Annotated in this window: 13 protein-coding genes; 12 read left to right on the plus strand and 1 reads right to left on the minus strand. The window is 31.6% G+C overall.

Annotated elements, in window-relative coordinates:
- From ACTT9D_RS03880 to ACTT9D_RS03925, 10 genes are all read left to right on the plus strand, one after another.
- Positions 1-517: DsbE family thiol:disulfide interchange protein (locus ACTT9D_RS03880; RefSeq protein WP_440930298.1), on the plus strand; the 517-nt coding region annotated here is incomplete at its 5' end.
- Complete coding sequence (locus ACTT9D_RS03885; RefSeq protein ID WP_440930299.1) at positions 514-876, plus strand: cytochrome c-type biogenesis protein; 363 nt, start codon at positions 514-516, stop codon at positions 874-876. The genes ACTT9D_RS03880 and ACTT9D_RS03885, both read left to right, overlap by 4 nt.
- A complete protein-coding gene (locus tag ACTT9D_RS03890; protein ID WP_440930300.1) occupies positions 873-1406 on the plus strand; it encodes an acyloxyacyl hydrolase in 534 nt (177 codons plus the stop codon). Before ACTT9D_RS03885 ends, ACTT9D_RS03890 begins: the two co-directional genes overlap by 4 nt.
- Positions 1407-1414: 8 nt before the next feature.
- Complete coding sequence (locus ACTT9D_RS03895; RefSeq protein WP_440930301.1) at positions 1415-2566, plus strand: alpha-hydroxy acid oxidase; 1152 nt, start codon at positions 1415-1417, stop codon at positions 2564-2566.
- A 3-nt stretch (positions 2567-2569) separates the two neighbouring features.
- Complete coding sequence (locus ACTT9D_RS03900) at positions 2570-3733, plus strand: pyridoxal phosphate-dependent aminotransferase (protein WP_440930302.1); 1164 nt, start codon at positions 2570-2572, stop codon at positions 3731-3733.
- Between the two features lie 4 nt (positions 3734-3737).
- Positions 3738-5231, plus strand: coding sequence for an FAD-linked oxidase C-terminal domain-containing protein (locus ACTT9D_RS03905; RefSeq protein WP_440930303.1), 1494 nt, complete (start codon positions 3738-3740; stop codon positions 5229-5231).
- Complete coding sequence (locus ACTT9D_RS03910; protein WP_440930304.1) at positions 5185-6465, plus strand: FAD-binding protein; 1281 nt, start codon at positions 5185-5187, stop codon at positions 6463-6465. Before ACTT9D_RS03905 ends, ACTT9D_RS03910 begins: the two co-directional genes overlap by 47 nt.
- A complete protein-coding gene (gene glcF / locus ACTT9D_RS03915) occupies positions 6465-7754 on the plus strand; it encodes a glycolate oxidase subunit GlcF (RefSeq protein WP_440930544.1) in 1290 nt (429 codons plus the stop codon). The genes ACTT9D_RS03910 and glcF overlap by 1 nt, the downstream gene beginning before the upstream one ends.
- Before the next feature lie 7 nt (positions 7755-7761).
- A complete protein-coding gene (locus ACTT9D_RS03920; protein WP_440930305.1) occupies positions 7762-8715 on the plus strand; it encodes a 2-hydroxyacid dehydrogenase in 954 nt (317 codons plus the stop codon).
- 6 nt (positions 8716-8721) lie between these two features.
- Positions 8722-9933, plus strand: a complete 1212-nt coding sequence (locus ACTT9D_RS03925; RefSeq protein WP_440930306.1) for an MFS transporter — start codon at positions 8722-8724, stop codon at positions 9931-9933.
- Here ACTT9D_RS03925 and ACTT9D_RS03930 read toward each other — a convergent pair.
- Positions 9930-11018, minus strand: coding sequence for a GAF domain-containing protein (locus ACTT9D_RS03930; protein WP_440930307.1), 1089 nt, complete (start codon positions 11016-11018; stop codon positions 9930-9932). The two genes, ACTT9D_RS03925 and ACTT9D_RS03930, sit on opposite strands and share 4 nt — an antisense overlap.
- 140 nt (positions 11019-11158) lie before the next feature.
- Here ACTT9D_RS03930 and ACTT9D_RS03935 point away from each other — a divergent pair, with 140 nt between their 5' ends.
- Positions 11159-12220, plus strand: a complete 1062-nt coding sequence (locus ACTT9D_RS03935; protein WP_440930308.1) for an NAD(P)-dependent alcohol dehydrogenase — start codon at positions 11159-11161, stop codon at positions 12218-12220.
- An 18-nt stretch (positions 12221-12238) separates the two neighbouring features.
- Positions 12239-13777: an extracellular solute-binding protein gene (locus ACTT9D_RS03940; protein WP_440930309.1), complete on the plus strand. Its 1539-nt coding sequence runs from the start codon at positions 12239-12241 to the stop codon at positions 13775-13777.
- The last annotated feature ends 68 nt before the right edge of the window (positions 13778-13845 follow it).

Raw genomic sequence — 13845 nt, forward strand, 5'->3', positions numbered from 1 at the left:
GAAAAATAATATTGTTCCATTTTTAGTTTTCTTCTTTTTAATATTTATTTTTTTTGTTTTTTACAAAAGTCTTAATCAAACAAATATTTATACGCCAAACGTAAATTTGAATAAAAACATTCCAGAATTTGAGGCAAAAATTTTTAAATCAAATGAAAATTTTTCAAGTAAAGATTTTATGCTTAATGAATATTATTTAATTAATATATGGGCATCATGGTGTGCACCATGTCAATTAGAGCATAAATATTTGTTAGAATTAAATGATATCAATTCACTTAAAATGATTGGAATAAATTATAAAGATCTAAAATTAAATGCTGAAAATTTTCTTGATGATTTAGGCAACCCTTATGATTTAATTCTTAATGATGACAATGGAAAATTATCAATAAATTGGGGTGCTTATGGAGTACCAGAAACTTTTATAGTTTTTAATAATAAGATTGTTAAAAAATATACAGGACCAATAAATGAAATCAATGTTCAGGAAATTAAAAAAATTTTAAGCCAATGAAAAAAATTTTAATTTTTTTATTATTAATAAATATTTCAACTGCACATGGGGAAATACAAAACGATAAGCTAAAAATTGAGATCACAAAAAATCTTAGATGTTTAATTTGTCAGGGACAGTCTGTTTATGATTCTGACTCTGAATTTGCTAATAGCCTGAAGTTAGTTGTTGAAGACAAATTGAAAGAAGGAATGGAAGAAGAGGAAATCTACATTTTTTTAAAAAAAAAATATGGAAACTGGATATTGTATGATCCTGAATTAACAAAAAATACATATATCTTGTGGATTTTACCTTTATTGTTATTTTTTATAGGTGGTGTCATAATATTTAAAAAATTGAAAACTAGAAATTTATGAGCATATTAGCTGTGATGAAAAAAAAAGTAATGACAATTTCTATCTGTGCGTGCTTTGGTTTAATTAATATTGTTAGCGCAGACGATAGTAAAATTGAGACCGATTCAACTAAGTTAAATTTCTATACCGGAATGTTTGATTTTAGTGATGATGGAAAGAAGTCAGAATTATTTGGTGTTCAACATCAAAACGAGGATTTAAATAGAGATACATTTTTAGGAAATTTATCTCCAATTACTGGCGCAATGATGACAGCAGATAGTGCTAGTTATTTTTATACAGGAGTTCAGGCCCAGTACAATCTCGGCAATTTAAATTTTAATCCCAGTTTTGCTCCTGGTTATTATAATGAAGGAGATGGCAAAGATTTAGGACATGCGCTAGAATTTAAAACTGAATTACAATTATCTATGAACTTACCAAAAGAAAGTTTTGTGGGTTTTTCATATAATCATCTATCTAATGCAAGTTTAGGAGACAAAAATCCAGGTGCAAATAGTTATATGTTTAATTTTCTTAAAAAATTTTAGTTTAAGAAATGAATTTAAAAGATTGTCACAATTTTACAGATTTTAGAAAATTAGCAAAAAAAAATCTTCCATCACCAATTTTTCATTACATAGATGGTGGCTCAGACGATGAAGTAACTTTAAGAAGGAATACTGATGCATTTAACGACTGTGATTTAGTACCAAATGTTTTGGCTAGTGTTGGAAAGCCAGATTTATCTACAACTGTTTTTGGAAAAAAAATTGATATGCCAATATTTTTATCACCGACAGCTATGCAAAGATTATACCACCATGAGGGAGATAAAGCTTCTGCGAGAGCTGCAGAAAAATTTGGGACTTTTTATAGTATGTCAACAATGGCAAACACAACAATAGAAGAAATTGCAAATGTATCTAGCGGTCCAAAGTTATTTCAATTGTATGTACATAAAGATACTGGAATTACAGATGATCTTATCGAGAGATGTAAGAGAGCAAATTTTGATGGAATGTGTTTAACTGTTGATACATTAGTAGCAGGTAATAGAGAGAAAGATCATAGAACAGGTTTTACAACACCTCCCAAACTTACATTGCAGAGTTTAATGAGTTTTGCAATGCACCCTAAATGGGTTTTTAATTATTTAACTCATGAAAAATTTTCATTAGCAAATGTTGCAACAAAAACAGATAAGGGAACAAATATTGCTAAGTCTGTGATTGAATATATCAATGAACAATATGATCCAGCAATGAGCTGGAAAGATGCTGAATACTGTGTGAAAAAATGGGGTAAGCCTTTTGCACTTAAGGGAGTTATGTCAGTTGAAGATGCTAAAAGAGCAATAGACATTGGATGCACAGCAATCATGATTTCTAATCATGGTGGAAGACAACTTGATGGATCAAGATCTCCCTTTGATCAAGTAAAAGAAATATCAGATGCAGTAGGAGATAAGTTAGAAATCATATTAGATGGTGGAATTAGGCGTGGCACTCATGTGTTAAAAGCACTTGCAGCTGGGGCAAAAGCGTGTAGTTTTGGTCGGATGTTTTTATTTGCCTTGGGAGCAGCTGGTCAGCCAGGAGTAGAAAAGTTACTTCAAAATATGCACGATGAAATAAATAGAAATATGGTTTTAATGGGTTGTAAAAATTTGAGTGAATTAAATAGAACAAAAATAATATATAGGAGATAAATTATGAAATTAGCTGAAAGTTTAAATAGATTAGGCACTGAAACTGCATTTAGCGTTTTGGCCAGAGCAAAAAAACTTGAAGCACAAGGCAAACCCATGATCCATTTAGGGTTAGGGCAACCTGATTTTAAAACTCCTAAGCATATTGTTGAAGCTGCAAAAAAAGCTTTAGATGATGGTCATCATGGATACGTATTATCAAACGGTATTTTAGAGTGTCGTCAATCCGTAACAAGAAAAATTAAGAGTCTTTATAATCAAGACATAGATCCAGAAAGAATAATTATCATGCCCGGTGGAAAACCTACTATGCATTATGCAATCCAATGTTTTGGTGAACCAGGTGTTGAGATTATTCATCCAACTCCAGCGTTTCCTATTTATGAGTCGATGATTAATTATACTGGATCTACTGCTGTTCCTTATGATTTAACTGAAGACAAAGATTTAAAATTTAGTGCAGATAAAATTCTTTCATTAATCACTGACAAAACAAGATTGTTGATTTTAATTAACCCAAATAATCCTACTGGAAGTTTCGTAGAAAAGTCAGAAATTGATAAGTTAGCAGAGGGATTAAAGAAGCATCCACATGTAACAATTCTTAGTGATGAAATTTACAGCAGACAAATTTTTGATGGTAAAGAAATGCCAACTTTTTTTAATTACCCAGAATTAAGAGATAGACTAATTGTCCTAGAAGGATGGAGTAAAGCTTATTCAATGACAGGTTGGAGATTAGGATGGAGTTTTTGGCCTGAGCATTTAGTTGAACATGTTAATAAACTTTTAATAAACAGTGTTTCTTGTGTAAATGCTGCTGCCCAGTTTGCTGGTATTGCTGCATTAGATGGTCCAGATGACTCAATTCATCACATGATGGAAAAATTTACTCAAAGAAGAAAACTAATTCACGAAGGTTTAAACAGTCTTCCAGGTGTCGAGTGTAGTTTGCCTGGCGGTGCTTTTTATGCATTTCCTAAGGTAATTGGAACAGGTATGAATGGTGAGGAATTTTGTCATAAAGCAATGCATGAAGCAGGTGTAGCAATAGTACCAGGAACTGCTTTTGGTAAAACTTCGGGCGATTATGTCAGATTTAGTTTTGCTGCATCACAAGATAATATTTCTCAAGCAATTGATAATATTAAAAAAATGCTTGGATAAATAAATGGAGTTAGCTTTACCAAAAATTGATCAAAAAACGATAGATAACAAAAGTTCTATTGTTAAAAATTTATGTAAGCTGACAAATCCAGAAAATGTTTTAAGTCATGCAGATGAAATCAAACCATACGAGACGGATGCGCTAGCTGCATACACTCAAACACCTTTAGCAGTTGTGCTACCTGAAAATACTAATGAAGTAAGTGAAATCTTAAAATATTGTCATAAAGAAAATATTAAAGTAATTCCAAGAGGTGCTGGCACAGGATTATCTGGAGGAGCATTACCATTACAAGATGCAGTAATTCTTGGTTTGGGAAAATTTAATAAAATTTTAAATATAGATTTTCCAAATAAATGTGTCGTTACACAACCAGGTGTAACAAATTTAGGAATAACGCATGCTGTTCAACACAAAGGCTTCTATTATGCACCAGATCCTTCTAGTCAATTAGCTTGCTCTATTGGAGGTAATGTTGCTGAAAATTCAGGTGGAGTACACTCACTTAAATATGGAACAACTACAAATAACATTCTTGGTGTTGAAATGGTAATGATGGATGGAACCATCTGTAGATTTGGTGGAAAAGCATTAGATCAAGAAGGTTATGATTTGATGGGATTAATTTGTGGATCCGAGGGTTTATTAGGAGTTGTTACAGAGGTAACAGTAAAGATATTAAAAAAACCACAAGTAGTTAAAGCTGCATTGATTGGTTTTCCTTCAATTAAAGAAGGTGGTGATGCAGCATCAGAAATAATTTCAAGCGGAATTGTTCCGGCAGGTATGGAAATTATGGATAGAGCATTAATTGAAGCAACTGACAACTTTAGTAAAGCAGGATATCCAAGAGATGCAGAACTACTTTTAATTGTAGAGCTTGATGGAACAGAGTCTGAAGTAAATGAGTTATTAAAAAAAGTAAGTGAAATTTCTAAGAAAAATAATTGCTCAAGTTTAAAACTTAGTAAAAATGAACAAGAAAGATTAAAATTTTGGACTGGTAGAAAAGCAGCGTTTCCAGCATGTGGAGCAATGGCTCCAGACTATTATTGTATGGATGGAGTTATACCAAGAGGAAAACTTGCAGAAGCTCTTCTCGAAATAAAAAAACTTTCTGAAAAATATGATTTACCCGTTGCAAACTGTTTTCATGCAGGCGATGGAAACTTACACCCATTAATTATGTTTGATGGCAGTGACAAAAAACAGTTAAGAAAAACAGAGGAATTTGGAGCTGAAATTTTAAAAACTTGCGTAAAATTAGGTGGAGTTATTACTGGAGAACATGGAGTTGGAATAGAAAAAAGAGAACTAATGTGTGAAATGTTTAATAATATAGATATTCAGCAACAACTCGATATTAAAAAATCTTTAGATGAAAAAAATTTATTAAACCCTGGAAAGGTTTATCCAATTCTAAGAAAATGTGCAGAGGAAGGAAGGGTTCATGTCCACACAAGTAAGAACAAATTCCCAGATCTTCCAAGATTCTAATAATACCTATTTTCCAAATGATGAGAATGAAGTTTCTATTCTTGTAAAGGATATTTTTGATAAAAATTCTTCAGCAGAATTAATAGGATCAAATTCAAAAAAGTTTATTGGAAACAAAACACAAGCAGCGAATAAAATTTCATTATCAAAACTATCTGGAATTATCGAATATTATCCAGAAGAACTGTATATCAAAGTTAAAGCAAACACTTTGATAGAAGATATTGAAAGAGAATTAGAGAAAAATGAACAAGAATTAGCATTTGAATTAATTGATTTTGGATTTATTGAAAATGGTAAATCAAATAAAGGGACAATTGGTGGTTATCTTGCCTGTAATTATGCTGGTTCAAGAAGATTTAAAGTAGGAAGTGTTAGAGATCATGTACTTGGTTTTAGAGGAGTGAATGGAAAAGGAGAAATAATTAAATCAGGTGGAACAGTAGTGAAAAATGTTACGGGTTATGATTTATCAAAGCTAGTTGCTGGATCGTTCGGCACTTTGGTTGCTCTTACAGAAATAACCCTTAAGGTTTTACCAAAAAAAAAGATATCAAATACAATTGTTATTGATGTTGATGATCCAAGCAAAGTTTATGATATATTTGATAAAATATCAGATTCTAGTAGCGAAGTTTCTGGTGCCATTTTTATTCCAAGTGAACCAGAAGATACAGATATTGAAAAAAATAAGAATGAAGTTTTTAAATTTAATGATTTAGAAGTTAAGAATTCATTTTTAGCGTTGAGAGTTGAAGGAGATAAAATTTCAGTAGGAGAAAAAATAAAAAGTATAAGTGAAGAGTTAGAATTAGATAAATTTAAAAGTGTAATTTTAGAAAGTTATCAATCAGCTCCATTTTGGAAAAAAGTTAATAACTTAGAATTATTTTCTAAAACAAAAAATAATCTTATACGTTTAGTTATAGAACCTGCGTCAGGTATTGAAATGATGAAACATTTGGGAAGCAAGTTTAAATATTATATTGATTGGTGTGGTGCTTTATTTTGGATTGAGGTTCCATCAAAAAAAAATAACAAAATTAAAGAGATGAAAGAATTAGCTATAAAACTTGGCGGATATTTTACTATTATTAAGCCAGCTCAAGATTATGATTATGAAGAAACTATTTTTACAATAGATAAAACAAGATTGATCATTTCAGAAAAAATAAAACAAAGTTTTGATCCTAAGAGGGTATTTAATCCAGGCAAGATGTATAGAGGAGTATAATGCAAACAAATTTTACAGAACCACAATTAAAAGACTCTGATAATAAATCTACAGAAAAAATATTTAAAAAATGTGTTCACTGCGGAATGTGTAATGCAACATGTCCTACACATCAATTGTTAGGTGATGAATTAGATGGTCCAAGAGGTAGAATTTATTTGATTAAAGACATGCTTGAAAATAATAAGCAACCCAATGAGAAAGTGGTTAAGCATATTGATAGATGTCTATCTTGTTACAGTTGCATGACTACATGTCCAGCAGGTGTTAATTATATGCACGTAATAGATCATGGAAAAAAATATATTGAAAAAAATTACAAAAGACCTTTGTTTGATAGACTTATAAGATATTTCTTATCTATTACTCTTCCAAATGTAAAAATTTTTAAATTATCAAGTTATGGTGTGAAACTTATCAAGCCATTTAAATTTTTATTTCCCACAAAAATTAAAGATATGATTGAGTTAATGCCAACATCATTTCCAAAAAAAACTTTACCGGTTCAAGAAATTTATAAAGCGAAAGGAAAAAATAAAATTGCTAGAGTTGCTTTATTAACCGGTTGTGTGCAAAAAGAAATTTCTCCACAAATTAACGAAGCAACAATAAGATTATTAAACAGACACGGGGTTGAGGTTATTGTGCCAAAACAAATAAGATGCTGTGGTTCGTTAAATCATCATTTGGGCAAAGAAGATGATGCGCATCAAGACTTTAAAAATAATATAAATACTTGGTATGAAGAACACAAGAGAGGCAATTTAGATGCAATTTTATCTAATACTTCAGGGTGTGGAACAACTATGAAAGATTATGGATTTATTTTTAGAGATGATAAAGAATTAAGCAAAAAAGCAAAATTAATATCATCGCTAACCAAAGATGTTTCTGAGTATCTTTTCGAAAGTTTAAAACTTGATATTATAATTAAAGATAAAAAATATAAAGTTGCCTATCATTCTGCTTGCTCAATGCAACATGGTCAAAAAGTTCATGCTCAACCAATTTCATTACTAGAAAAGACTAATAATGAGATTATGGAAATTCCAGAGGGTCATATTTGTTGTGGGTCAGCTGGAACATATAATATTTTACAATCAAAAATTGCCAAACAACTATTAAAGAAAAAAGTTAATAATATAGAGAGTTTAAATCCAGATTTTATTTCAACAGGAAATATAGGTTGTATTACACAAATATCTCATGGTACTAAAGTTCCAATTTTGCATACAATTGAAGTTTTAGATTGGTATACAGGTGGTCCAAAACCAGAGGTTTTAAAATAGGAGAGCTATGAAAAAAATTTTAGTTACAAGAAAATTAATTAGAGAAAGCGAAGATAAAGCTGCAAAATTATTTGATGCAAAATTTAATACTAACGACGAACTATATTCACAATCAAAAATAATTGAAATGAGTGAAGGTTGTGATGGAATTCTGTCATCATTAACTGAAAAGATGGATGCTGATACAATAAATAAACTTCCAGACTCAATAAAAATAATTTCAAATTTTGCAGTTGGTTTTGGAAACATAGATTTAGAAGCTGCTAAAAAAAGAGGAATAGCTGTAACAAATACTCCAGAGGTTTTATCTGATGCAACAGCTGAAATTGGAATATTACTTATTTTAGGAGCATGCAGAAGAGCTTCCGAAGGAATAGAATCTGCTAGAGAAGGTGGCTGGAAATGGTCTGCAGATTATTTAATTGGTAAACAGCTTACAGGTACACGTTTAGGAATTTTAGGCATGGGTCGAATAGGTCAAAAAATTGCAAACATTGCAAGGTCTTTAGGTATGGTGATTCATTACCATAATAGATCAAAGTTGAGTGAGGATAAAGAGCAAGGCGCTGTTTACCACGACAATATCAAGAGTTTGTTTTCTGTATCTGATGTTCTTTCTATTTGTTGTCCAGCTACTAAAGAAACTGAAAATATGATTAATAAAGAAACAGTAGAATATTTTCCAAAAGGTGCAGTTATTACTAACGTTGCAAGAGGTGATATAGTAGATGATGAGGCATTAATTGATGCTTTAAATAGAAGAAAAATTTATGCAGCAGGTTTAGATGTTTATAAAAACGAACCCAATTTAAATCCAGGATATAATAAAATTAAATCTGTATTTATTTTACCTCATCTAGGAAGTGCCACTAAGGATACAAGAATAGCAATGGGTAACTTAGCGATAGACAACCTTGATGAATTTTTCAAGACAGGAAATTGCAAAAATAAAGTAAATTAAACTGGAATGCCAAAACCAGTTTTAACAAAATCAAAAGCTATAATAATTTTTTTAGTTTTTGCTCTTGGTTATTTCATTTCTACGTTACTTAGAGCAATTAATGCAACAATTTCACCAGAATTAGTCTCAGAGTTTAATTTATCTGCAGGAGATTTAGGATTATTAAGTGGAGCATATTTTTTAGGTTTCGCTAGTGTTCAAATTCCATTAGGATACTTATTAGACTCTAAAGGTCCTAAAAAAATTGTTTCTTATTTTTTATTATTAACAATAGTAGGAATAATATTATTTGCTAATGCAAAAAACTTTCAAATATTGTTGTTATCAAGACTATTAATTGGGATCGGAGTAGGAGCATGTTTGATGGGCCCACTGACTGCCTATCGAGTTTGGTTTCAAGACGAGACACAACAAAGATCAAATTCGTGGATGTTGATGGTAGGGGCAATCGGTATGTTATCTTCTAGTTTACCTGTACAGTATTTATTACCAAGTATTGGATGGAGAGGTGTTTTTACAAATTTAGCAATAATAACATTTATTTGTATTGTTTTGATCGTTTTATTTATTCCAAAATGGGAAAATTCAAATTTTGATCAAAACTCAAAGCAAGGGAAGTTGAGTGATATTTGGAATAACGATTTTTTCAAGAGCTTGGTTCCTATGGGCTTTTTTAATTATGGTAGTCTTTTTGCTATTCAAACATTATGGGCTGGACCATGGTTAACAAGAGTTTCAGGATATACACCTGAGGAAAGTGCTAGGGGTTTATTTTTACTTTATTCTAGTTTGTTATTTTCTTTTTTACTTTGGGGTTATTACATACCAAGGTTTTCTAAAAATATTTCTGATGCAGTAAAACTTTTAAGATGGGGAGCTCCATTAAATTTAATTGTTTTAGTTGTAATAATTTTATTAGGTTCTAAAGCAGGAGCAATTCATTGGGCAATTTTTGGTATTAGTTCAATATTTTTATCTTTAACTCAGCCAGCTGTTGGAATGGCATTTCCATTAAATAATGCTGGTAAGGCATTAACATCATTTAATTTGCTTCTTTTTGTTGGAGCTTTTGTTTTACAATGGGTAATAGGTTTGATTATTGATTTAGGTATGAAAATAAATATTTCTGAGGAAAATTCATTTAAAATTGCAATGTCGTTTGTATTATTGACATCGTTTTTTTCTTATCTGTTCTTTTTGTTTAAAAGCAAAAATTAATTCAAGTGTTTATAAACAGTTGTTCTAGATATACCTAGCCTTCTAGCAGTTTTAGATATACTTTGAGTTTGTGCAAAAGTAGATTTTATTAATATGCATTTTTCTCTTTTCATCTTTGCATCTTTGCAATCTTCACAAGCATATGTTTTTATATTTTGAATGATCTGTTTTTTATTCTCACCATTATAATTCTGATTTTTGACAACAAATACTGATGAACCTAAATAGTCAGTAACTTTAATAATTTTATTGTTCAGTATATTGCTAGCTATCGATGAAAATGACTCCGTAAAGATATTATTAAAATCTTGATTCCTAATATCCATTAAACCATGTAACATAATTTTCGCATTAGAGTTTGATCCTACTATTATTCCGTCACCATTAATTGCTAACAAGCCTACGCTGGTAGTGGATAAGTATTCTTGTCTTGGATGGAAATTTAGAATTAATTCACTTTTAAATTGCTCAATAAATAATTTTGTTTCAATACTTCTTGTTGCAAGATTTACTAATGCCAAAGTATGTTGTTCTCTTGACCTTGCATCAGTTGATGCATCAATTATTCCAACTGTTTTTCCTTCATGATTGATTATGGGACTTGCAAAGCATGAAATTTTTTCATGATTAGTAAAAAAATGTTCTTTGCCAGAAACTATAGTTGGTTTCTGTAACGCAACTGCTAGACCAAGACCATTTGTTCCACAAACTTTTTCTGACCATATAGATCCAGGTATTACTGCTTTTCCTACATCCCCATCTAAACATGTTTTGTCGTAAATTGTATCTAAAACTAAGCCTTCATTATCAGAGAAGGCTACCATAAAATTCGTGCCAGCAACTTGAGAATATAAAAGTTCTAATTCTGGAATAATAATTTTTCTTATGCTCTCTTTTTTTTGTCTAATTTCTTCTAATTCTTGAAATGATATTACACTTCTCTTTGGTCGTTTAAATGGATCTAAACCGTTAGAAATACATCTTGCCCAGCTGTCTGAAATTTCAGAGTTCATGTTAGCGGTTAACATTTCTCTTTTTTTTAAGATTGTCTTAAACTCTTTTTCTACCGTTGATAAATTTGGCATGCCCAACATTAAATTTTTTTAATAATTTAAACAACCAACCGTAGGTTGTATATGTTAATTTTCTGAACATCTTTCAATCAGTTTGACTCCTTTAAATTCTCTAAATTTAATAGTCTTCCTACTAGAGGGAGATAAAATATATGAAAGCTCAAGTTTTACATAAATATGACCCAGAGATGAAAGAACAGACCTGGGTAACTAATAAAGAAATGCCTGATCCAAAAATTGAAAAGGCTTCTGATGTAATTGTAAAAATTGGTGCTGCAGGTGTTTGCAGAACTGATCTACATATTATTGAAGGAGTTTGGAAACATATTCAAGATCCTGATGGCGAATTATTACCATGTGTAATGGGTCATGAAAATGCAGGTTGGGTTGAAGATGTTGGTAAAGACGTTACTGATTTTAAAAAAGGTGATCCAGTGATTCTTCACCCATTAATATCGGGAACAGATGGCACATGTTTAGACTGCAGAAGAGGTAATGATATGCATGCTGCTGGAGGTGCATTTCCAGGTTTAAGTATTAAAGAAGGTGGATATTCTGAATTATTAAAAACAAGTGTTAGAAATTTAATCAAACTTCCAAAAGTTTTAGCACCAAAAGATGTTGCGCCTTTTTCAGATGCTGGCTTAACTGCTTACAGAGTAGTAAAGAAAGCTACAAGACATTTGTTGCCAGGTCAAAGCTGTACGATAATTGGAGCTGGTGGTTTAGGACATATTGCAATTCAATGTTTAAAAGCAATGTGTGCTGCAGATATTATTATTGTAGAAAAATCTGAAAAAGCATTGAAACATGCAATGGAACTTGGTGGCGATCACGGAGTTTTAATTGATGGTAATGAAATCGAAAAAGTAAAAGAACTTACAAAAGGAAAAGGTTCTGAAGCTGTAATCGATTTTGTTGGTGAAAAAGGATCTACAGCCATGGGAATTCAAATGACTTCTAATGGTGGTTTTTATTACATTGTTGGATATGGGGAAGAAATTAAATCTCTAGCAGTTGATTTAATTATTTCTGAGAAAACAATTGTAGGTAATTTAGTAGGAACGTGGTCTGAGTTATATGAATTGATGGAATTAGCTGACAGAGGAAAAGTTAAGCTTTCTATGCAAGAATATAAATTAGATGATGCTAACAAAGCACTTCATGACTTAAACGAAGGTAAAGTTAAAGGTCGTGCAGTCTTAGTTCCATAATAATAAAAAGGAGAAGAGATGAAGACAATAAAAACATTCGCAACAGCTCTTTTATCAGGATTAATGGTATTCAGTCCTGTTGCGTACGCTGATAAGTGGAGTGATCAATTTCCACATATCAAAGCGACTGGAGATATTCCTGGAATGTGTTCTTACGAAGAAATGTCTAAAAAGGACTACAGTGGGAAAACTCTAAAAATCAATACACACGCAATTCCAGTAATGGGAGAGCCAACAGCTCTACATGCTGAACAGTTTGAAAAATTAACTGGTGCTAAAGTTGAAGTTACACATACACCTGCAGGTGATTTGTACTCTAAAGCAATGGTTCCATTTCAAGCTGGACAAGCACCTTACGATATTGTGTTTGGATTTTCTAATTTCATTAATGATTGGAAAAGATACTTAGCACCAGTACCCAAAAAGTACATGAATTCACCTGAGATGAAAGATGTAACTAAATCTCATATGGGTGTGTCTTCATGGGATGGTACAATGTATCAATATCCAGTTGATGGTGACAGACACTATTTAAAATATAGAAAAGATGTCATCGATAATCCTGAAATGCAGAAAAAATATAAAGCTGACACTGGTAAAGAACTAAGAGTACCTAGAACTTGGAAAGAGTATGGTGAAATGGCTAAATATTTCAATGATTGGGATTGGGATGGAGACGGTGAAAAAGAATATGGTTCAGCTGAAGTTATGAAAAAAGATGACTTAATGTTTGCCGCTTTTTTCAGCAGATCAGTTGCATATGCTAAAAACCCTAGAACTCCAGGTGGTTTCTTTTTTGATTTAGAAACTATGAAACCAAATATCAATAATCCAGGATTTGTTGAAGCATTAACTGATTGGGTTGAAGCTACTAAATACGTTCCTCCAGGAGGAACTAACTTTGGTCTAGGTGATGAAATTGGATCATTTGGTGGTGGACAAACTTTATTTAGTTTTTCATGGGATGATGCTTTCATCGCTGCAATGCAAGATGATAGTCCTATTAAAAATAAAGTAGGTGCGGCTCCACTTCCAGGTTCAGACAGAGTTTGGAACAGAGTTTCTAATAGCTGGGAAAACCAATTTAACCAAGCTCCATACATCGTTTGGGGTTGGGCAGTAGGTGTTGCGAAGAAAAGCAAAGTAAAAGATATGGCTTTTGATTATCTATGCTTCTTTTCTAATGGTGCAAACCACCAAGCTGATTTAGCAATTGGTAGATTTGGTGTTAACCCATTTAAGAACTCAGACTTTGACCCTAACATTTATATTAATAGCATGGGTTGGGATTCAGAGATCGCTAACAGTTACACTAAAACACTTTTAGATATGGAAAAAAGTAACAACAGAGTTTTCCCTCTAAGAGTTCCAGGTGTATTTGAATTTACAAGTGCTGTAGCTACAGGAACTTCAAAAGCTCTTGCAGGACAATTGTCTCCTCAAGCTGCATTAGATGAAGTTGCTAAAGAGTGGGAAGCAATTGTAAGCAGAGTAGGTAAAAAAGCAGTACAAAAAGCCTATGCTGTTGGTGTCAAAATGGAAGACAACGAACTATAGTTAACTAACTTTATGTGGCCATTAAAATTAATGGCCACATTAAACAAAAATTATATAATCCAATTTTA

The sequence above is a fragment of the Candidatus Pelagibacter sp. genome (assembly GCF_052049815.1).
Classification (GTDB): Bacteria; Pseudomonadota; Alphaproteobacteria; order Pelagibacterales; family Pelagibacteraceae; genus Pelagibacter.

Coding starts and splice junctions, on each gene's coding strand:
- ACTT9D_RS03885 (WP_440930299.1), top strand. CDS start 514: ATGAAAAAAATTTTAATTTTTTTATTATTAATAAATATTTCAACTGCA.
- ACTT9D_RS03890 (WP_440930300.1), top strand. CDS start 873: ATGAGCATATTAGCTGTGATGAAAAAAAAAGTAATGACAATTTCTATC.
- ACTT9D_RS03895 (WP_440930301.1), top strand. CDS start 1,415: ATGAATTTAAAAGATTGTCACAATTTTACAGATTTTAGAAAATTAGCA.
- ACTT9D_RS03900 (WP_440930302.1), top strand. CDS start 2,570: ATGAAATTAGCTGAAAGTTTAAATAGATTAGGCACTGAAACTGCATTT.
- ACTT9D_RS03905 (WP_440930303.1), top strand. CDS start 3,738: ATGGAGTTAGCTTTACCAAAAATTGATCAAAAAACGATAGATAACAAA.
- ACTT9D_RS03910 (WP_440930304.1), top strand. CDS start 5,185: ATGTCCACACAAGTAAGAACAAATTCCCAGATCTTCCAAGATTCTAAT.
- glcF (WP_440930544.1), top strand. CDS start 6,465: ATGCAAACAAATTTTACAGAACCACAATTAAAAGACTCTGATAATAAA.
- ACTT9D_RS03920 (WP_440930305.1), top strand. CDS start 7,762: ATGAAAAAAATTTTAGTTACAAGAAAATTAATTAGAGAAAGCGAAGAT.
- ACTT9D_RS03925 (WP_440930306.1), top strand. CDS start 8,722: ATGCCAAAACCAGTTTTAACAAAATCAAAAGCTATAATAATTTTTTTA.
- ACTT9D_RS03930 (WP_440930307.1), bottom strand. CDS start 11,018: ATGCCAAATTTATCAACGGTAGAAAAAGAGTTTAAGACAATCTTAAAA.
- ACTT9D_RS03935 (WP_440930308.1), top strand. CDS start 11,159: ATGAAAGCTCAAGTTTTACATAAATATGACCCAGAGATGAAAGAACAG.
- ACTT9D_RS03940 (WP_440930309.1), top strand. CDS start 12,239: ATGAAGACAATAAAAACATTCGCAACAGCTCTTTTATCAGGATTAATG.